Annotated in this window: 17 protein-coding genes; 11 read left to right on the top strand and 6 right to left on the bottom strand. The window is 66.4% G+C overall.

The features are described 5' to 3' along the window. Positions 1-346 precede the first annotated feature (346 nt). Positions 347-2524: a malate synthase G gene (locus PTT45_RS20950; RefSeq protein WP_273815926.1), complete on the bottom strand. Its 2178-nt coding sequence runs from the start codon at positions 2522-2524 to the stop codon at positions 347-349. 273 nt (positions 2525-2797) lie between these two features. Here PTT45_RS20950 and PTT45_RS20955 point away from each other — a divergent pair, with 273 nt between their 5' ends. Together PTT45_RS20955 and PTT45_RS20960 are read left to right on the top strand one after the other, a co-directional pair. Then, positions 2798-3253: a GNAT family N-acetyltransferase gene (locus PTT45_RS20955; protein WP_273815927.1), complete on the top strand. Its 456-nt coding sequence runs from the start codon at positions 2798-2800 to the stop codon at positions 3251-3253. Positions 3254-3277: 24 nt separating this feature from the next. Further along, positions 3278-3796, top strand: a complete 519-nt coding sequence (locus PTT45_RS20960; protein ID WP_273815928.1) for a glycine cleavage system protein R — start codon at positions 3278-3280, stop codon at positions 3794-3796. 1062 nt (positions 3797-4858) lie between these two features. On the opposite strand, the gene rarD is transcribed toward PTT45_RS20960, so the two are convergent. From rarD to PTT45_RS20985, 5 genes are all read right to left on the bottom strand, one after another. Further along, complete coding sequence (rarD, locus tag PTT45_RS20965; protein WP_273815929.1) at positions 4859-5755, bottom strand: EamA family transporter RarD; 897 nt, start codon at positions 5753-5755, stop codon at positions 4859-4861. 74 nt (positions 5756-5829) lie between these two features. Then, entirely contained in the window at positions 5830-7203 is a 1374-nt protein-coding gene (locus PTT45_RS20970) for a putative bifunctional diguanylate cyclase/phosphodiesterase (protein ID WP_273815930.1), read from the bottom strand. A 156-nt stretch (positions 7204-7359) separates the two neighbouring features. Continuing rightward, positions 7360-8334, bottom strand: coding sequence for a serine/threonine protein kinase (locus PTT45_RS20975; protein ID WP_273815931.1), 975 nt, complete (start codon positions 8332-8334; stop codon positions 7360-7362). Positions 8335-8383: 49 nt separating this feature from the next. Then, on the bottom strand, positions 8384-9130 hold the full coding sequence (locus PTT45_RS20980) for a TOBE domain-containing protein (RefSeq protein WP_273815932.1): 747 nt from the start codon (positions 9128-9130) through the stop codon (positions 8384-8386). Positions 9131-9190: 60 nt separating this feature from the next. After that, positions 9191-9925 (bottom strand): ComF family protein, encoded by a 735-nt coding sequence (locus tag PTT45_RS20985; RefSeq protein WP_273815933.1) that lies wholly within the window; start codon positions 9923-9925, stop codon positions 9191-9193. A gap of 60 nt (positions 9926-9985) precedes the next feature. On the opposite strand from PTT45_RS20985, the gene bioB reads away from it, so the two are divergent. The 9 genes from bioB (at position 9986) to PTT45_RS21030 (ending at position 19133) form a co-directional block, all read left to right on the top strand. After that, positions 9986-11041 (top strand): biotin synthase BioB, encoded by a 1056-nt coding sequence (gene bioB / locus PTT45_RS20990; protein ID WP_043311075.1) that lies wholly within the window; start codon positions 9986-9988, stop codon positions 11039-11041. A gap of 109 nt (positions 11042-11150) precedes the next feature. Next, positions 11151-12320, top strand: a complete 1170-nt coding sequence (bioF, locus tag PTT45_RS20995; protein WP_273815934.1) for an 8-amino-7-oxononanoate synthase — start codon at positions 11151-11153, stop codon at positions 12318-12320. After that, positions 12313-13044: an alpha/beta fold hydrolase gene (locus PTT45_RS21000; protein WP_273815935.1), complete on the top strand. Its 732-nt coding sequence runs from the start codon at positions 12313-12315 to the stop codon at positions 13042-13044. Before bioF ends, PTT45_RS21000 begins: the two co-directional genes overlap by 8 nt. Next, entirely contained in the window at positions 13037-13834 is a 798-nt protein-coding gene (gene bioC / locus PTT45_RS21005; protein WP_273815936.1) for a malonyl-ACP O-methyltransferase BioC, read from the top strand. The genes PTT45_RS21000 and bioC overlap by 8 nt, the downstream gene beginning before the upstream one ends. 1 nt (position 13835) lies before the next feature. After that, complete coding sequence (gene bioD, locus PTT45_RS21010; RefSeq protein ID WP_273815937.1) at positions 13836-14525, top strand: dethiobiotin synthase; 690 nt, start codon at positions 13836-13838, stop codon at positions 14523-14525. A gap of 96 nt (positions 14526-14621) precedes the next feature. Continuing rightward, positions 14622-14906, top strand: a complete 285-nt coding sequence (locus PTT45_RS21015; RefSeq protein ID WP_273815938.1) for a hypothetical protein — start codon at positions 14622-14624, stop codon at positions 14904-14906. 59 nt (positions 14907-14965) lie between these two features. Then, positions 14966-15709, top strand: a complete 744-nt coding sequence (locus PTT45_RS21020) for a putative metalloprotease CJM1_0395 family protein (RefSeq protein WP_273815939.1) — start codon at positions 14966-14968, stop codon at positions 15707-15709. Positions 15710-15876: 167 nt separating this feature from the next. After that, complete coding sequence (locus PTT45_RS21025) at positions 15877-17682, top strand: phenylacyl-CoA dehydrogenase (RefSeq protein WP_273815940.1); 1806 nt, start codon at positions 15877-15879, stop codon at positions 17680-17682. A gap of 158 nt (positions 17683-17840) precedes the next feature. Beyond that, the gene (locus tag PTT45_RS21030) at positions 17841-19133 is read left to right on the top strand and encodes a GGDEF domain-containing protein (RefSeq protein ID WP_273815941.1); all 1293 of its coding nucleotides are present in this window, start codon (positions 17841-17843) and stop codon (positions 19131-19133) included. Positions 19134-19219: the final 86 nt, after the last annotated feature.

Below are 19219 nucleotides of genomic sequence, written 5' to 3' on the forward strand. Positions count from 1 at the left end.
TTCTTTTCATGGAGCTCTCCTGCTGATCAAAGAAGGCCCGCGGCACACGCCGCGCGGCGCATCGCTTCTTTGCAGCCTGATGACAGGTGCCGGGGCATCCTAGGTAAGCCCCGGGCCCCTGACTTCTGAAAAATCCTTATGCCCATAGCCAAAGGTGAGGTCGGCCGCTGGGCTCTATGTCGCGGCATCCGCGCAAATCGGCGCAAACCCCGTGTTTGGCGGCTTGCGTGCACGTAGGCGTACATAACCTGGGGTTATCCCGATAAGCAGCTTTGTGCTTTCGCCCTTTTTTCAGGCATAAAAAAACCGCCCCGGAGGGCGGTTCCTTTCGCCTGATCTGCGTGTATCAAAGGCCGTTGGCGGCCTTGAACTCGCGGCGGCGACGGTGCAGGACCGGCTCGGTGTAGCCGTTCGGCTGCTTGGTGCCTTCGACCACCAGTTCCAGGGCGGCCTGGAAGGCGATGTTGCTGTCGAAGTTCGGCGCCAGCGGACGGTACAGGGCGTCACCGGCGTTCTGGCGGTCGACCACCGGGGCCATGCGCTTGAGACTCTCGACGACCTGCTCCTCGGTGACTACGCCGTGGCGCAGCCAGTTGGCCAGCAGCTGGCTGGAGATACGCAGGGTGGCGCGGTCTTCCATCAGACCGACGTCGTTGATGTCCGGCACCTTGGAGCAGCCGACGCCCTGGTCGATCCAGCGCACCACGTAGCCGAGAATGCCCTGGGAGTTGTTGTCCAGTTCGTTCTGCAGCTCTTCGGCGGTCCAGTTGGTGTTGGGCGCCAGCGGGATGGTCAGGATGTCGTCCACGGAAGCCGGGGTGCGCTTGGCCAGTTCGGCCTGACGAGCGAACACGTCGACCTTGTGGTAGTGCAGGGCGTGCAGGGTGGCGGCGGTCGGCGACGGTACCCAGGCGGTGTTGGCGCCGGCCATCGGGTGCATGATCTTCTGCTCGACCATGGCGGCCATCAGGTCGGGCATGGCCCACATGCCTTTGCCGATCTGGGCTTTGCCCTGCAGGCCGGTAGCCAGGCCGATGTCGACGTTGTTGTTCTCGTAGGCGCCGATCCACTTCTCGGATTTCATGGCGGCCTTGCGCACGACGGCGCCGGCTTCCATGGAGGTGTGGATTTCGTCACCGGTACGGTCGAGGAAGCCGGTGTTGATGAACACCACGCGCTCGCTGGCGGCCTTGATGCACGCCTTGAGGTTGACGGTGGTGCGGCGCTCTTCGTCCATGATGCCGACTTTCAGGGTGTTGCGCGGCAGGCCGAGGACGTCTTCGACGCGGGAGAAGATCTCGCCGGCGAAGGCGACTTCTTCCGGGCCGTGCATCTTCGGCTTGACGATGTACACGGAGCCGGTGCGGGTGTTCTTGCGGCTGGTGTTGCCATTCAGGTTGTGGATGGCGATCAGGCTGGTGAACAGACCGTCCTGGATACCTTCCGGGATCTCGTTGCCAGCGGCGTCGAGGATGGCCGGGTTGGTCATCAGGTGGCCGACGTTACGCACGAACAGCATGGAGCGGCCGTGCAGGGTCAGCTCGGAACCATCGGCCTTGGTGTAGACGCGGTCCGGGTTCATGGTGCGGGTGAAGGTCTTGCCGCCCTTGCTGACTTCTTCAGCCAGGTCGCCCTTCATCAGGCCCAGCCAGTTGCGGTAGACCACGACCTTGTCGTCGGCATCGACGGCGGCCACGGAGTCTTCGCAGTCCATGATGGTGGTCAGCGCGGACTCCATCAGCACGTCCTTCACGCCGGCGGCATCGGTCTGGCCGATGTTGCTGGTGGCGTCGATCTGGATCTCGAAGTGCAGGCCGTTGTTCTTCAGCAGCACGGCGACAGGCGCGGCGGCCTCGCCCTGGAAGGCGACGAACTGGGCAGCGTCCTTCAGGCCGGCGGTGCTGCCGTTCTTCAGGGTCACGGCCAGTTGGCCGTTGTTCACTACATAAGCAGTGGCGTCGACGTGGGAAGCGCCTTCCAGCGGGGCGGCCTCGTCGAGGAAGGCGCGGGCGAAGGCGATCACCTTGTCACCGCGAACCTTGTTGTAGCCCTTGCCCTTCTCGGCGCCGTTATCTTCGCTGATCACGTCGGTGCCGTAGAGGGCATCGTACAGCGAGCCCCAGCGGGCGTTGGAGGCGTTCAGGGCGAAACGCGCGTTCATCACCGGCACTACCAGCTGCGGGCCGGCCAGGCGGGCGATTTCGTCGTCGACGTTCTGGGTGGTGGCCTGGAAGTCGGCCGGCTCGGGCAGCAGGTAACCGATTTCCTGGAGGAAGCTCTTGTAGGCTGCGGCATCATGGGCCTGGCCCTTGCGAGCCTGGTGCCAGGCGTCGATCTGGGCTTGCAGGTCGTCGCGTTTGGCCAGCAGGGCGCGGTTCTTCGGAGCCAGTTCATTGATCACGGCTTCGGCGCCGGTCCAGAACTTGGCGGCATCTAGGCCAGTACCGGGAATGGCTTCATTGTTGATGAAGTCGTAAAGGGCTTTGGCGACCTGCAGACCACCAACTTGAACGCGTACAGTCATTGCTTGCCTCACTCTGCTCAGGACCAGCTCGGAACCAGGCGGGACGCCATGTAGTTCGAGCCGCGGAATACTACATGAAGCTGCGGGAAAAATCAGGCGAGTTGCGTCGCGGATAGACCGAAATGCACATATCAGTCACGTAGCGCCTAATATGTTCTCAGGAAATCCAATAATTGTTCCAGATAAAACTTTAAAGAGTACACAATTGTTCGGGCGGCGCTGCTGTGGCGCCGCGCCGCACCATCTATGCTGTGGGTTTCAGGGAGAAAACCAATGCCGATAACGCTTACCACCCGGGATGATCTGGACGTGCTGCTGCCGCTGTTCTGCGGCTATCTGAAGTTCTACCAGCGCGCGTATGAAGAGGAGGCCGTGCGCGCCTTCCTGGCGCAGCGCCTGGAGCGGGGCGATTCGGTGCTGCTGCTGGCCCGTGACGAGCAGGGCAACGCGCAGGGCTTCGTGCAGCTGTATGCCTTCTTCGCCTCGCTGCAGCTGGCGCCGGCCTGGCTGCTGAGTGACCTGTTCGTGGCGCCTGCCGCGCGTCGCCAGGGGCTGGCCGAACGGCTGATGAATGCGGCCCGCGCGCATGCCGAGGCCACCGGCGCCTGCGGCCTGCAGCTGGAAACGGCGAAGGACAACCACGCCGGCCAGGCGCTCTATGAAAAGCTTGGCTATGTGCGCGATGAGGTGTTCTATACCTATTGGCTCGGCCTGCCCGGCTCGGTCTGAAGCCCTGAACCCAAGGAGTTGCTCGTGGATCATCTGGTACTCACCGTCATCGCCCCCGACCAGCCCGGCCTGGTCGAACGCATTGCCCAGTGCATCGCCGCCCACGGCGGCAACTGGCTGGAGAGCCGCATGTCACGCATGGCCGGGCAGTTCGCCGGCATCCTCAAGGTAGCGGTGCCGGCCGAGGGCTACGACGAACTGGTCGACGGCCTGCAGGCACTGAACAGCCATGGCATTCGCGTGCTGGTGGCCGAGAGCGGCATCGACCCGGTATGCACCTGGAAGCCGATCCACCTCGACCTGGTTGGCAACGACCGCCCGGGCATCGTCCGTGACATCACCCGCCTGCTGGCCGAACAGGGCATCAACCTGGAGAGCCTGACCACCGAGGTAGCACCGGCGCCGATGAGCAGCGAGCCGCTGTTCCATGCCGAGGCTCTGCTGGCGGTGCCCCTGACCCTGTCGCTGGACCTGCTGCGCGACAGGCTGGAGAACCTGGCCGACGACCTGATGGTGGAGCTGAACCTGCGCAGCGAGGAATGATCCCCAGAATGCGGGGGTGAAGCTGTGGATAGTCTGGGGAGCCCCGGCGCACGACCTAGTGCCCCGGGGCTTTTTCATGCCTGGTTAAAAATCCCGCATATTCAATGGCTTGTGCACAAATAGCGGGGATGGATCTGTGGCTGGCCTGGGGATAGAACCGGCCATGCCACGGCCCGCCTGGCCTAGCGCCAGCTGTGCAGATTTCACGCAGCTTTGCCGCGGTGGATATCCACCAAAGCTGTGGATGAATCTGTGGGTTAGCTGGGGGGCTACCGCTGCAGGCCATGCAGGACGGGCGCTAGAGGGGGCCGCTCAGAAAACCGACAGCGCTGCGTTTGGCTGCACGGTGCAATGTCGTGCACAGCCCCTATCTCTCGCTCTCAATGATATCCACGGAAGCTGTGGAAGGATCTGTGGGCAGGCTGGGGGGATGAGGCTGCAGGCCCTGTAGTGCAAGGGTTGTAGGCCGTCGTTCAGAAAATCAACAGGCCGTGCCGGCTTGTGCACAAGTGACGTGGATGAGTCTGTGGGTAGCCTGGGGATGATCGCCTGCGCGCCCCGTCTGCCGGGGCATTGCGGCTGCTGGGTGAAAATCGGCCAGCGCTGCGCCGGCTCCAGACTATCCCCGGAAACTGTGGAGTTTCCTGTGGACAGGCTGGGGGACGGATACTGCACGCATACTGCGGCACGGCCTGCGGCGGACTGTTCAGAAATCCGGCAGGTGCGGGTGAGATTGCATGCAGAGGGGCAGGGCTTCTTGCGTCAGCCCGGAAGGGCGCGACGGGAACGACTTTTTCGGTCATCAGAAGGCTTGTGGCGTGCGGTGGATAACCGTTGTGGGGAAACGCCGTCGGGATATCCCCGCAAACCGGGGAAAGACCTGTGGGTAATCTGGGGGGAAGCCGGCGCAGGCCACGGCTGGCGCGGATTCTGTCGTAGCGCTCAGGAAATGCACAGGCCGCTGCAGCTTGTGCACAAAGCCTGGGGATGAAGCTGTGGAAAAGGTTGGGAATAACCGCGCCAGCCCAGCGCCGACGCGGCTTCGCTCGAACTGAGCGTTTTCTAGGCGGTTTGTCCGCGCCGACGCAGGCCCAGCCAGATGTCCAGGCTGTAGATCAGCAGCGCGGCCCAGATGCAGGCGAAGGACAGCATCTTGCTCGGTTCCAGCGTTTCGCCGAACAGCAGGACCGCCTGCAGCAGTACCAGGGTAGGCGCGATGTACTGCAGGAAGCCGAGCGTGGTGTAGGGCAGGTGGCGCGCGGCGGCGTTGAAGCACAGCAGCGGCACCAGGGTGATGGGGCCGGCGGCGACCAGCCAGAGCGCCTCGCTGCTGCTCCAGAAGTCGGCCTGGGTGCTGACCGACGCCGGGTGCAGGAGCAGCCAGCCGAGCGCCAGCGGTAGCAGCAGCCAGGTTTCCACTACCAGGCCGGGCAGGGCGGCTACCGGCGCCTGCTTGCGGATCAGGCCATAGAAGCCGAAGGTCAGCGCCAGTACCAGCGACACCCAGGGGATGCTGCCGACCTGCCATACCTGCTGCAGCACGCCCAGCGCCGCCAGGCCAACGGCGGCCCATTGCAGGCGGCGCAGGCGCTCGCCGAGCAGCAACATGCCGAGCAGCACGTTGATCAGCGGGTTGATGTAGTAGCCCAGGCTGGCCTCGAGCATGCGCCCGTTGTTCACCGCCCAGACGTAGACCAGCCAGTTGCTGGCGATCAGCAGGCCGCTGCCGGTCAGCACGGCGAGGCGCTTGGGGTTGTCGCGCAGCTCGCGCCACCAGCCGGGGTGCTTCCACAGCATCAGCAGCAGGGCGCCGAACAGCGCGGACCAGATGGCCCGATGCGAGATGATCTCCAGCGCCGGTACGCTCTGGATGGCCTTGAAGTACAGCGGGAACAGGCCCCAGATCAGGTAGGCGGCGATGCCGAGGGTATAGCCGCGGCTTGGGTGGGCGGTGGACATGGAATTCCTTGGTACATAGGCAGCTAACTAAAGGCTTCCGATTCTAGGCCGGCGGCCGCAGCTTGTCTGTCCGATCAGCTTTGCTTTGGCATGCCGTGCTGGCGGACAAAGGCCACGAAAGTCTCGAGCGGCAGTGGCTTGCTGAACAGGTAGCCCTGGAACTGCGTGCAGCCGTGCTCCAGCAGGAAGCGCTGCTGTTGCGGCGTTTCCACGCCCTCGGCCACCACACTCATGCCCAGGCTCTGGCCCAGAGTGATGACGGTGCGCACGATGGCCTTGCTGCTGTCATCGGTGAGCACGTCGCTGACGAACGAGCGGTCGATCTTCAGCTTGCTCAGCGGCAGGTTCTTCAGGTGCGCCAGCGAGGAGAAGCCGGTGCCGAAGTCGTCCAGGGAGAAGCGCACGCCGTGTTCCACCAGGGTGGCCATCTTGGCGGTCAGCTCGGCGACATCGCGGATGATCAGCGTCTCGGTCAGCTCCAGCTCCAGGTGCTGGGCGATGTGCGGCTGGCCGTCGAGGATGGCGAGCAGTTCGGGCACGAAGGCGGCCTGGCGCATCTGGTTCTGGCTGATGTTGACTGCCAGCTGCAGGTCATTGAATGCCGGATCGGCGCTCCAGGCCTGCAGTTGCGCGCAGGTCTTGCGCAGCACCCAGGCACCCAGCGGGATGATGAAGCCGGTCTTCTCTGCATGCTCGATGAAGTGCCCCGGCGGCAGCAGCCCGCGCTGCGGGTGCTGCCAGCGCAGCAGCACTTCGGCGCCGAACACTCGGCCGTGGATGTCCAGCTGCGGCTGGTAATGCAGGACGAATTGCTCCTCCTGCAGGGCGGTGCGCAGTTCCTGATCCAGCTGCAGGCGCTCCACCGCATCGGTCTGCAGGATGTGCAGCAGCATGAACAGCATCGCCATCGCGGCCAGGCTCTGTACCCAGGAGCCGACGCTGCGCAACGGATCGGGCAGGTTGTATTCGCGCAGCGGGCTCCAGGGCGAGGCAGCCAGGCAGGCGAACAAGGTCAGGCAGACCAGAGTCACGCCATGGCGCAGCCACAGCGGCTCGTCGCGGAAGGCCATCACCGCGGCCACCGCCAATGGCAGCAGGTAGAGATGGGTGGCGCGGGGCGCTGCCGCGGTGGGCGCATCCAGCACCAGGGTGGAGCCGACGATGACCAGGATCAGCGTGGCGAACAGCAGCAGGTTGGCGGTGCGTGGGTGGTGCTTGAGGCTCAGGGCGAGCACGCCGAGCCCGCTGAGGATCAGGGCCAGGTCCATCAGAACGATGGCCCAGGAGCCGCGCAGGCTGAAGACGATGCCCCAGACGCAGCCCATAGCGACCATCAACAGACCGGCCAGCAGGCGCATGCGCCGCTCGCGGCGGCGGCCTATCAGCGGCAGGTCGGCGCCGATCCAGAGGCTGCGAATGCTCTCTGCAGCTTTTGCGGGGCTAATCATCGAGGCTCCTTGAGGCGGGCATTCGCTGAGTGAATGCTCGCCGGCACGCACATCCCGGCCGGGCCACGATAACCCGCCCGGGCGTCTGAGCAAGTGAAGACGCTAGTTCGGCATTCTGCCGCTTCGCTCGCGTCTGCGCCTGCTGCGCCAGGTGCATCAGAACAGGCGCAGCGGCTCTTCATCCAGCGCCGCCAGCTGCTCGCGCAGGGCCAAGATCTGGTCGCCCCAGTAGCGCTCGTTGGCGAACCAGGGGAAGGCCAGGGGGAATGCCGGGTCGTCCCAGCGCCGGGCGATCCAGGCGCTGTGGTGCATCAGGCGCAGGGCGCGCAGCCCTTCGATCAGCGGCAGTTCGCGGGCGTCGAAGTCGTGGAATTCCTGATAGCCATCCATCAGCTCCGACAGCTGACCGAGGCGCTCCTGACGGTCGCCGGCGAGCATCATCCACAGGTCCTGCACCGCTGGGCCGCTGCGGCAGTCGTCGAGGTCGACGATGTGGAAGGCGTCGTCGCGGTGCAGCAGGTTGCCCGGGTGGCAGTCGCCATGCAGGCGGATCGGCGTGTAGCGCACGCGGGCGAACAGCTCGTCGAGGCGCTTAAGCAGGTCGCGCGCCACCGACTCGTAGGCCGGCAACAGGCTGCGCGGGACGAAGTCGCCTTCCAGCAGGGTGGCCAGCGAGGCGTGGCCGAAGTTGTCCACCGCCAGCGTCTCGCGATGCTCGAACGGGCGGCTGGCGCCCACCGCATGCAGGCGGCCGAGCAGCTGGCCGAGGCTGTACAGCTGGTCCAGGTTGCCCGGCTCCGGCGCGCGGCCGCCGCGGCGGGGGAACAGGGCGAAGCGGAAGCCGGCGTGTTCGAACAGGCTCTCGCCATCGCGCAGCAGCGGCGCCACCACCGGCACTTCGCACTCGGCCAGCTCATGGCTGAAGCTGTGTTCCTCGCGAATCGCCGCATCGCTCCAGCGGGCGGGGCGGTAGAACTTGGCAATCAGCGGCTCGCCGTCCTCGATGCCCACCTGGTAGACGCGGTTCTCGTAGCTGTTCAGTGCCAGCACGCGGGCGTCGCTGAGGTAGCCGAGGCTCTCGACGGCGTCGAGAACCAGGTCGGGGGTGAGGGTGGCGAAGGGATGGGACATGGGGCGCTCCGAAGTCAGGCGCCCAGTGTAACTGCTCGGCGGGGTCGCGTTAGGTCGTCGTGCCCAGCAGGACCTGGGCGGCGTTGACCCGCGCATGCACCGGGCGCCCGGGCGCGAGGTCGAGGGCGCGCAGTTGCCTAGCCTCGACCAGGGCGCACAGGCGCTGGCCGCCGCGCAGGGCGATGCGCACCTCGCAGGGGCCGTCGCCATCCTCCAGAACCTGCTCGACCTCGCCCGTCAGCGCGTCGGGGCCGGGCTCGCCCAGTTGCAGGCAGCCGGCCTTGAACAGGGCGATCACCGGGCTGCCGATGCTCAGTTCGAGACGCTCGGTACTGTCGTGGGTGATCTGCGCCTGCAGACGGTTATCATCGTCCAGAGCGATCTCGATCAGATCGTTGCGGCCCTGGGCGTGGATGGCCGCGACCCGTCCGCTAAGCTGGTTGCGCGCACTGGTGCGCAGCATCAGGCGGCCGAGCAGGGCCAGGTCTTCGCCCTGCTCGGCGGCGTCGAGAAACTGCGTCTGCAGCTGTTCCAGGCGCTGGTACAACTGCAGCAGGCGCTCGCCGGTGGCCGACAGCCGTGCGCCGCCGCCACCCTTGCCGCCGACGCTGCGCTCCACCAGCGGCCGCCCGGCCAGGTTGTTGAGCTCGTCGATGGCATCCCAGGCCGCCTTGTAGCTGAGCCCGGCGGCCTTGGCCGCGCGGGTGATCGAGCCCTGCTGCGCGACCTGTTGCAGCAGGGCGATGCGTTGCGGGCGGCGGGCGATGTGTTGGGCGAGGGTGGTCAGCAGGCTCATGGCGGTGCGCAACGGGTTTGGCTGTGGAGCGGCGCACGATGCGTGAGCCGCCGCGGGTCGTCAATCGCCCGGCTTGGGTGTGCGGGCCAGGCAGTAGACATCCACGCGGGCCGCGCCGGCGCCGAGCAGCAGGCGCGCCAGCGCTGCGGCCGTGGCCCCGGTGGTCAGTACGTCGTCGATCAGGGCGATATGCCGGCCCTGCACCTCGGCGCCAGTGGCGAGGGCGAAGGCCTGACGCAGGTTGCGCCGGCGCGCCGCGGCGTCCAGTTGTTGCTGGTGGGCGCCTTCCTGCTGGCGCAGCAGCCAGTCGCGCTGCTGCGGCAGTTGCAGGCTGGCGGACAGCCAGGTGGCGAGCATCTCGGCCTGGTTGAAGCCGCGGCTGCGCAGACGCTTGCGCCCCAGCGGTACCGGCAGCAGCAGGTCGGGCGGCGGTAGCCCCTCGGCGAAAGCGTGTTGCAGATGATGTGACAGCAACCCGGCCAGCAGACGTCCCATGGGCCAGTGTGCCTGGTGTTTGAAGCCGGTAATCAGGCTGTCGAGCGGGAAGGCATAGCGCCAGGCTGCCTCGACCCGGCTGAAGGGCGGTGGCCGGCGCTGGCATTCACCACAGGTCAGTCCCTCGGCCGGCAACGGCAGGGCGCAGATGCTGCAATGTCCGCCGAGCCAGGGCAGCTCGGCCTCGCAGGCGCTGCACAGCGGATGCTCGGTATCCGCTGTGTCGGTGCATAGCAGGCACTGTTGTTTGTTTTTTGTCCAGATGTAAACCGTATTGTCCGTGAGTGGTTGACAGCGCATGGTCCTTCCTTTGACTATGCCTCGCAGCCGTGTTGCACAGCCTAGAACAAGGAATACCCCATGAGCGCCAGTATCGCTTCCGTCACCCGTCACGATTGGTCCCTCGCCGAGGTGAAGGCGCTGTTCGAGCAGCCGTTCAACGACCTGCTGTTCCAGGCCCAGACCGTGCACCGCGCGCATTTCGACGCCAACCGCGTGCAGGTCTCGACCCTGCTGTCGATCAAGACCGGCGCCTGCCCCGAGGACTGCAAGTACTGCCCGCAGTCCGGCCACTACAACACCGGCCTGGACAAGCAGAAGCTGATGGAAGTGCAGAAGGTGCTGGAGGCGGCTGCCGAGGCCAAGGCTATCGGCTCCACCCGCTTCTGTATGGGAGCGGCGTGGAAGCACCCGTCGGCCAAGGACATGCCCTACGTATTGAAGATGGTCGAGGGCGTGAAGGCCCTGGGACTGGAAACCTGCATGACCCTCGGCAAGCTCGACCAGGAGCAGACCCGCGCCCTGGCTGAGGCCGGCCTCGACTACTACAACCACAACCTCGATACCTCGCCGGAGTTCTACGGCAACATCATCACCACCCGCACCTACAGCGAGCGCCTGCAGACCCTGGCCTACGTGCGCGATGCGGGGATGAAGATCTGCTCCGGCGGCATCCTCGGCATGGGCGAGTCGCTGGACGACCGCGCCGGCCTGCTGATCCAGCTGGCCAACCTGCCGGAGCATCCGGAATCGGTGCCGATCAACATGCTGGTCAAGGTTGAGGGCACGCCGCTGGCCGGTGAGAAGGACGTCGACCCGTTCGACTTCATCCGCATGCTCGCCGTGGCGCGGATCATGATGCCGAAGTCCCACGTGCGCCTGTCCGCCGGCCGCGAGGCGATGAACGAGCAGATGCAGGCCCTGGCCTTCTTCGCCGGCGCCAACTCGATCTTCTACGGCGAGAAGCTGCTGACCACCAAGAACCCGCAGGCCGACAAGGACATGCAGCTGTTCGCCCGCCTCGGCATCAAGCCGGAAGAGCGCGAAGAGCACTCCGACGAAGTGCATCAGGCCGCCATCGAGCAGGCCTTGGTCGAGCAGCGCGATTCCCAACTGTTCTACGACGCGGCGGTCTGATGCGTCGTGCGGTGGATGAGCGCCCAGCCATCCACCTCGCGCCGGCCCCGATTCTCTTCGTCGGGTGGATGACCCGCATGGGGTTGTCCACCGGCTTCTGGTGTTGCCCATGACCTTCGATCTTTCCGCCCGCCTCGCCGAGCGCCGCGCCGCCCATCTGTTCCGCCAGCGCCCCTTGCTGGACGGGCCGCAGGGGCCGCAGGTGCGCGTCGATGGCCGCGAGCTGCTGGCCTTTTGCTCCAACGACTACCTGGGCCTGGCCAACCACCCGGAGGTGATCGCGGCCATGCGCGCTGGCGCCGAGCGCTGGGGCGTGGGGGGCGGTGCTTCGCACCTGGTCATCGGCCACAGCACACCGCACCACGAGCTGGAGGAGGCACTGGCCGAGTTCACCGGGCGCCCGCGGGCGCTGCTGTTCTCCACCGGCTACATGGCCAACCTGGCCGCCGTCACCGCGCTGGTGGGGCAGGGCGACACGGTGCTGGAGGATCGCCTCAACCACGCTTCGCTGCTGGATGCCGGCCTGCTCAGCGGCGCGCGCTTTTCGCGCTACCTGCACAACGACGCGGTGAGCCTGAGCAAGCGCCTGGAGCGGGCCGAGGGCAATACCCTGGTGGTGACCGACGGCGTGTTCAGCATGGACGGCGACCTGGCCGACCTGCCCGGCCTCTGCGCCGAGGCACGCAGCAAGGGCGCCTGGGTGATGGTCGACGACGCCCACGGCTTCGGCCCGCTGGGCGCCGGCGGCGGTGGCGTGGTCGAGCACTTCGGTCTGGGCCTGGATGACGTGCCGGTGCTGGTCGGCACCCTGGGCAAGGCCTTCGGCACTGCGGGTGCCTTCGTGGCCGGCAGCGAGGAGCTGGTCGAGACGCTGATCCAGTTTGCCCGTCCGTACATCTACACCACCAGCCAGCCACCGGCCGTGGCCTGCGCCAGCCTGAAGAGCCTCGAGCTGCTGCGCACGGAAGGCTGGCGCCGCGAACACCTGAACAAGTTGATCGCGTGCTTCCGCGCCGGCGCGGCCGAGATCGGCCTGAGCCTGATGGACAGCCCGACCCCGATCCAGCCGATCCTGGTCGGCGACAGCGAGCGCGCCCTACAGCTCTCCGCGCTGCTCAAGGAGCGCGGCCTGCTGGTCGGTGCCATCCGCCCGCCGACCGTTCCGGCCGGGAGCGCGCGCCTGCGCGTGACCCTCTCCGCTGCGCACAGCGAGGCGCAGCTGGAGCGCCTGCTGGAGGCGCTGGCCGAGTGCTGGCCGCTGGTGAATCGTCATGCGTGATCATCTGATCCTGCTGCCGGGCTGGGGCCTGGGCAGCCTGCCGCTGGAGGTGTTGGCCGAGGCCCTGCGCGGCCTCGATCCGGCGCTCAAGGTGGAGATCGAGGCGCTGCCCGAGCTGACTCGCGGCGAGCCGCGCGACTGGCTGCTGGAGCTGGACGAGCGCCTGCCGCCACACACCTGGCTGGGTGGCTGGTCACTCGGCGGCATGCTCGCCAGCGAGTTGGCTGCGCTGCGTGGCGAGCGCTGCCGCGGTCTGCTGACCTTGGCCAGCAATCCCTGTTTCGTCGCCGGGCCGGACTGGCCGTTCGCCATGGACGAGGGCACCTTCAACGCCTTCGTCGACGGCTGTCGCTCTGATCCGACCGCCACCCTCAAGCGTTTCAGTCTGCTCTGCACCCAGGGCTCCAGCGAGGGGCGCGGCCTGGCCCGTCAGCTGCAGGCTGCCGCGCCGCAAGCGACCCCCGAGGTGTTGCTGGCCGGGCTGGAAGTGCTCGGCAACTTCGATGGGCGCAGCGCTCTGCAACGCTTCGCCGGGCCGCAACTGCATCTGCTGGCCGGCGCCGATGCGCTGGTGCCGGCCGAGGTGGCCGGCGAGTTGCTGGCGTTGCAGCCGGACATCGAGGTGGGCCTGATCGAGGAAGTCAGTCACGCCTTCCCCCTGGAGCGCCCGCACGAGGTGGCCGCCGCCATCCATGCCTTCATCACCGAGGTCGGCGATGTCTGAGGCCGTGACCGGCGGCCTGCCGGACAAGCGCCGGGTGGCCGGGTCGTTCTCGCGTGCGGCGGCCAGCTACGACGCCGTCGCCGAGTTGCAGCGCGAGGTGGGTGGCGAGCTGCTGGCCGATCTGCCGGATCTGGCACCGGCGCGCTGGCTGGACCTGGGCAGCGGCACCGGACACTTCACTCGCGCTCTGGGCGCGCGCTATCCGCAGGCCGAGGGCGTGGCCCTCGACCTGGCCGAGGGCATGCTGCGTCACGCCAGGCCGCTCGGTGGCGCCGGTCATTTCATTGCCGGCGATGCCGAGCACCTGCCGCTGCGTGATGCCAGCTTCGACCTGATCTTCACCAGCCTGGCCGTGCAGTGGTGCGCCGATTTCGCCGCTGTGCTGGCCGAGGCCCGGCGGGTGCTGCGTCCCGGCGGCGTGCTGGCGTTCAGCAGTCTGTGCGTCGGCTCCTTGCAGGAGCTGCGCGATAGCTGGCAGGCGGTGGATGGCTTCGTCCACGTCAACCGTTTCCGCCGTTTCGAGGATTACCAGGCGCTGTGCGCCGAGAGCGGCCTGCAGGTGCTGACGCTGGAGCGCCGCGCCAAGACCCTGCACTTCGCTGACCTGCGCGAGCTGAGCCGTTCTTTAAAGGACCTCGGTGCGCACAACCTCAACCCCGGCCGCCCCGGCGGGCTCACCGGCCCCGCGCGCATCCGTGCGCTGATGGAGGCCTACGAGCAGCGCCGCACCGAGCGGGGCCTGCCGCTCACCTATCAGGTGGTGCACGGCGTACTGCGCAAGGAAGAATGAGATGAGCCAGGCCTTCTTCATCACTGGCACCGACACAGAAATCGGCAAGACCACCATCGCCGCTGGCCTGCTGCATGCCGCACGGCGGGCCGGGCTGAGCACGGCGGCGGCAAAACCGGTGGCTTCCGGTTGCGTGCGCACCGCCGCAGGGCTGCGTAACGACGACGCGCTGGCCCTGCTCGCGCAATGCTCGCTGGCGCTGGGCTACGACGAGGTCAATCCGTTCGCCTTCGAGCCGGCGATCGCACCGCACCTGGCGGCGCGCGAGGCAGGTGTCGAGTTGAGCGTGGCGCGTCTGCTGCCGTCAGTGCAGCGAGTGCTGCAATACGCTGCGGACTTCACGGTGGTCGAAGGCGCCGGTGGTTGGCGGGTGCCGCTGACCGGCCGCGAGAGCCTCTCCGACCTCGCCGTGGCGCTGGACCTGCCCGTGGTGCTGGTGGTCGGTGTGCGCCTGGGCTGTATCAACCACGCCGTGCTCAGTGCAGAGGCGATCGAGCGCGATGGCCTGCGCCTGGCCGGCTGGGTGGCCAATATCGTCGATGCGCAGACCTCGCGCCTGGAGGAGAACCTGGCGACCCTCGCCGAGCGGCTGTCGGCGCCATGCCTGGGGCGTGTGCCACGGCTGGCTCAGGCGTCGGCCGAGGCGGTGGCGGCGCATCTCGATTTGCGCCCGCTCGGGGTCGCGTTATAAGCCGTTGATCGGTCATTGCTCATTTTTTGTACGTTTTTTGAGCATTTTCTGCTTCAATTGTCTGCACGAGTCTGTCCCCGTCAGGGAGTCATCAGCATGCAAATCTCCGGTAGCGCCTTCAGTGCGGGTCTCAGCGGCATCCAGGCCGGGCAACGCCGTGTCGATCAGGCGGCTGGCGAGATCGCCGGCAACACCCTGCCCGTGCAGCGCCCAGACCAGACCCCGCCGGCCCAGCAGGTCGAACCCAGCCCCGAGGCCCGCACCGATCTGGCCGAGAGCCTGGTGGGGCTGACCCAGGGCCGCAACGAAGTACAGGCCAGCGCGCGGGTGGTGGAAACCGCTGACGAAGTGCTGGGTACTCTGATCGATACCCGCGCCTGACCGGATTGTCGGCGCCGCAGTAAACCGAGGGCTCGCCCGGTCGGGCGAGGAGGGATGCAATGCAGATTGGTAGCGCCATGGCTTACGCGGCGCCCCTGTCGTCCTCCCTGGCGGCCCGCCCTCCTGCGTCCGAGCTTTCCCGTCCTGCCGATCCCGCTGCTGAGCCACTGGCCAGCGACAAGAACTCGTCCGAGCTGCGTGATGAGACGCAAAGCCCCGCCCGTACCGATGACGAAGGCGACGAGCAGTCGCCTCGCGAAACTCAGCAACAGCGCCAGGAACTCCTCGAGGTAGCCGAACTGGCCAGCCGTGACCGCGAGGTGCGCGCCCACGAGCAGGCTCACGCGGCGATTGGCGGTGCTCATGCTGGCGCTCCCACCTACACCTTCAAGCGTGGCCCGGACGGCAAGAGCTACGCCGTCGGTGGTGAAGTCAGCATCGACACCAGTCCGGTTCCCAACGACCCCGAGGCCACCCTGCGCAAGATGGAACTGGTGCAGCGCGCGGCCCTGGCGCCGGCCGAGCCTTCTGCGCAGGATCGCAGCGTCGCCGCCCAGGCGTCGGCCCAGGCCACGCTGGCGCGTGCCGAGCTGGCTCAAGTGCGTCGTGAGGAGGCAGCTGCCGCTATCGAAGAGCGCGCCGCGCAGCGCGAGGAGCGCCTGGCCGAGGAGGAAGAGCGTCAGGCGCTCGAGGCTGAGGCCGACGACGAGCAGCAGCCTGCGGCACCGCCGCCTAAACTGGATCTGTACCTGCGTCTGGCCCAGCTGCAGAGCCCTGCACCGATCGTCGATCTGCGGGCCTGAACGGCCCGGGCAGATGCTTGACAAGGGTAGGGCGTAAACGTATGTTTCAAACGCCTGTTTGATTGCCGGGCCGGTTCGTGCCTGCCGGGCGCTGGGAGAAATCCCGCGAACGACCGCTCCAGACGGTCACCCCAATACCAAGGAATCCACCGTAGAGGTTTACCGCTATGCCTGAGTACAAGGCCCCCTTGCGTGATATCCGCTTCGTTCGCGACGAACTGCTCGGCTACGAAGCGCACTATCAGAGCCTGCCTGGCTGCCAAGACGCCACCCCGGACATGGTCAGCGCCATTCTGGAAGAAGGCGCCAAGTTCTGTGAGCAAGTCATCGCTCCGCTGAACCGTGTTGGTGACCTCGAGGGCTGCACCTGGTCCGAGTCCGGTGTGAAGACCCCCACCGGCTTCAAAGAGGCCTATCAGCAGTTCGTCGAAGGCGGCTGGCCGAGCCTGGCTCACCACGTTGACCACGGCGGCCAAGGCCTGCCGGAGTCCCTGGGCCTGGCCCTGAGCGAGATGGTCGGCGAAGCCAACTGGTCCTGGGGCATGTACCCTGGCCTGTCCCACGGCGCGATGAACACCATCGAAGCCCACGGCACCGACGAGCAGAAGCACACCTACCTGACCAAGCTGGTATCCGGCGAGTGGACCGGCACCATGTGCCTGACCGAACCGCACTGCGGTACCGACCTGGGCATGCTGCGCACCAAGGCCGAGCCTCAGGCTGACGGCTCCTACAAAGTGTCCGGCACCAAGATCTTCATCTCCGCCGGCGAGCACGACATGGTTGATAACATCATCCATATCGTCCTGGCCCGCCTGCCCGACGCCCCGCAAGGCACCAAGGGCATCTCCCTGTTCATCGTGCCGAAGTTCAACGTGAACGCCGATGGCAGCGTTGGCTCGCGTAACGCCGTTTCCTGTGGCTCCCTGGAGCACAAGATGGGCATCCACGGCAACGCCACCTGCGTGATGAACTTCGACGGTGCCACTGGCTACCTGATCGGCCCGGCCAACAAAGGCCTGAACTGCATGTTCACCTTCATGAACACTGCCCGCCTGGGTACTGCTCTGCAGGGCCTGGCTCACGCCGAAATCGGTTTCCAGGGCGGCCTGAAGTACGCTCGCGAGCGTCTGCAGATGCGTTCCCTGACTGGCCCGAAAGCGCCGGACAAAGCCGCTGACCCGATCATCGTCCACCCGGACGTGCGTCGCATGCTGCTGACCATGAAGTCCTTCGCCGAAGGCAACCGCGCGATGGTGTACTTCACCGCCAAGCAGGTCGACATCGTCAAGTACAGCCAGGACGAAGAAGAGAAGAAAGCCGCCGACGCGATGCTGGCCTTCCTGACTCCGATCGCTAAGGCCTTCATGACCGAAGTCGGCTTCGAGTCGGCCAACCACGGCGTGCAGATCTATGGCGGCCACGGCTTCATCGCCGAGTGGGGCATGGAGCAGAACGTTCGCGACAGCCGTATCTCCATGCTGTACGAAGGCACCACCGGCGTTCAGGCCCTCGACCTGCTGGGTCGTAAAGTCCTGATGACCCAAGGCGAAGCCCTGAAAGGCTTCACCAAGATCGTGCACAAGTTCTGCCAGGCCAACGAAGGCAACGAAGCCATCAAGGGCCTCGTTGCACCGCTGGCACAGCTGAACAAAGAGTGGGGCGACCTGACCATGAAAGTGGGCATGGCCGCGATGAAAGACCGCGAAGAAGTCGGTGCCGCCTCGGTGGACTACCTGATGTACTCCGGTTACGCCTGCCTGGCCTACTTCTGGGCCGACATGGCGCGCCTGGCTGCCGAGAAGATCGCTGCCGGCACCGAGGACGAGGCCTTCTACAAGGCCAAGCTGCAGACCGCCCGCTTCTACTTCGAGCGCATCCTGCCGCGTACCCGTACTCACGTCGCCACCATGCTGTCCGGCGCCAGCAACCTGATGGACATGAACGAAGAGCACTTCGCTCTGGGCTACTAAGTCCGGTTCGACCTCAGGTCAGAAAACCGCGGCCCTCGGGCCGCGGTTTTTTATTGGGCGCAGGAAATGCAACCGACAGGCTGCGAAGGATTTCCGCTGCCGTTTGCGCGCGATACAGGCAAAATGCCGCATCTCTTCAATCCTTCGCGAAATCGCCCGTGCCCCGTCTCGCCGACTACCGTCCCGATCACCTGCTCACCTCGCTGCCATTGCTGGTCGCCGGACTGCTGATCGCGCGGCTGGGCCATCTCAACGAGTTCTTCCAGTCGCTGTTCAACGTGCTGCCGACCCTGCTCCTGCTGCTCGGTGGCGCGGTCTGCGTGGTCTATGGCCGCCAGCGCGAGCTGTCGTTGCTGGTGGTGGTGTATCTCGCCTACTTCCTGCTGGATACCCAGACCGATCACTTCCGCGAACACGGCCAGGTACGCGCCGACGCGGCGCTGGTATTCCACCTGTGCAGCCTGCTGCTGCCGCTGCTCTACGGCCTGTATGGCGCCTGGCGCGAGCGCAGCCACCTGGTGCAGGACCTGATCGCCCGCGCCGCCGTTTTGCTGGCGGTGGGCGGTACCTGCCTGGCGCTGGCACGACGCTTTCCGCAAGGCCTGCAGGCCTGGCTGGCGGAGGTGCACTGGCCGCTGTGGCACGGGCAGTGGATGAGCCTGGTCCAGCTCGCCTATCCGCTGTTCCTGATCGCCGCCGTCCTGCTGTTGGTGCAGTACCTGCGCCAGCCGCGGCCGCTGCACGCGGCGATCCTGCTCGGCCTGGTGGGCCTGCTGTGGATGCTGCCCAACACCTTCATCCTGCCGCATGCCCTGCAGGTGATGAGCAGCCTGGTGATGCTGATGCTGGTGGCGGCCGTGGTGCACGAGGCCTACCAGATGGCCTATCGCGACGAGCTCACCGGCCTGCCGGGGCGCCGCGTGCTGAACGACCGCTTGCAGCGCCTGGGGCGCAACTATGTGATCGCCATGGCCGACGTCGATCACTTCAAGAAATTCAACGACACCCACGGCCACGACGTCGGCGACGAGGTGCTCAAGCTGGTCGCTAGTCGCCTGCGCCGCATCGGTGGCGGAGGCAAGGCCTACCGTTATGGCGGTGAGGAATTCACGCTGGTGTTCCCCGGCAAGAGCCTAGACGAATGCCGGCCCCACCTGGAGGCGGTGCGCGAGGCGGTGGAGCACTACCCCCTGCAGCTGCGCGATCGCCAGCAGCGGCCGAAGAACGACAAGGAAGGCCGCCAACGGCGCAAGACCAGCGGCGCCGGCAGCGTCTCGGTGACCATCAGCATTGGCGTGGCCGAGCGCGAGGCGCACCAGCGCAACGCCGATGAGGTGATCCGCAGCGCCGACAAGGCGCTCTATGCGGCCAAGCGCGCCGGGCGCAACTGCGTGGTGGCGCAGGGCGAGAATCGCCGTGGTGCGGTGCGGGTCAAAGCGGGCGCCGACTGAGGCGGCGGGTTATGGCGCTGCATTCAGCGCGCGCAGCGTCATTGTCCCGCGGTAAGCCTGGCCGTTAGTTTTCCTCCACTCGCGTG

This window comes from Pseudomonas sp. Gutcm_11s, assembly GCF_028649395.1.
In the GTDB taxonomy this organism is placed as follows: Bacteria; Pseudomonadota; Gammaproteobacteria; order Pseudomonadales; family Pseudomonadaceae; genus Aquipseudomonas.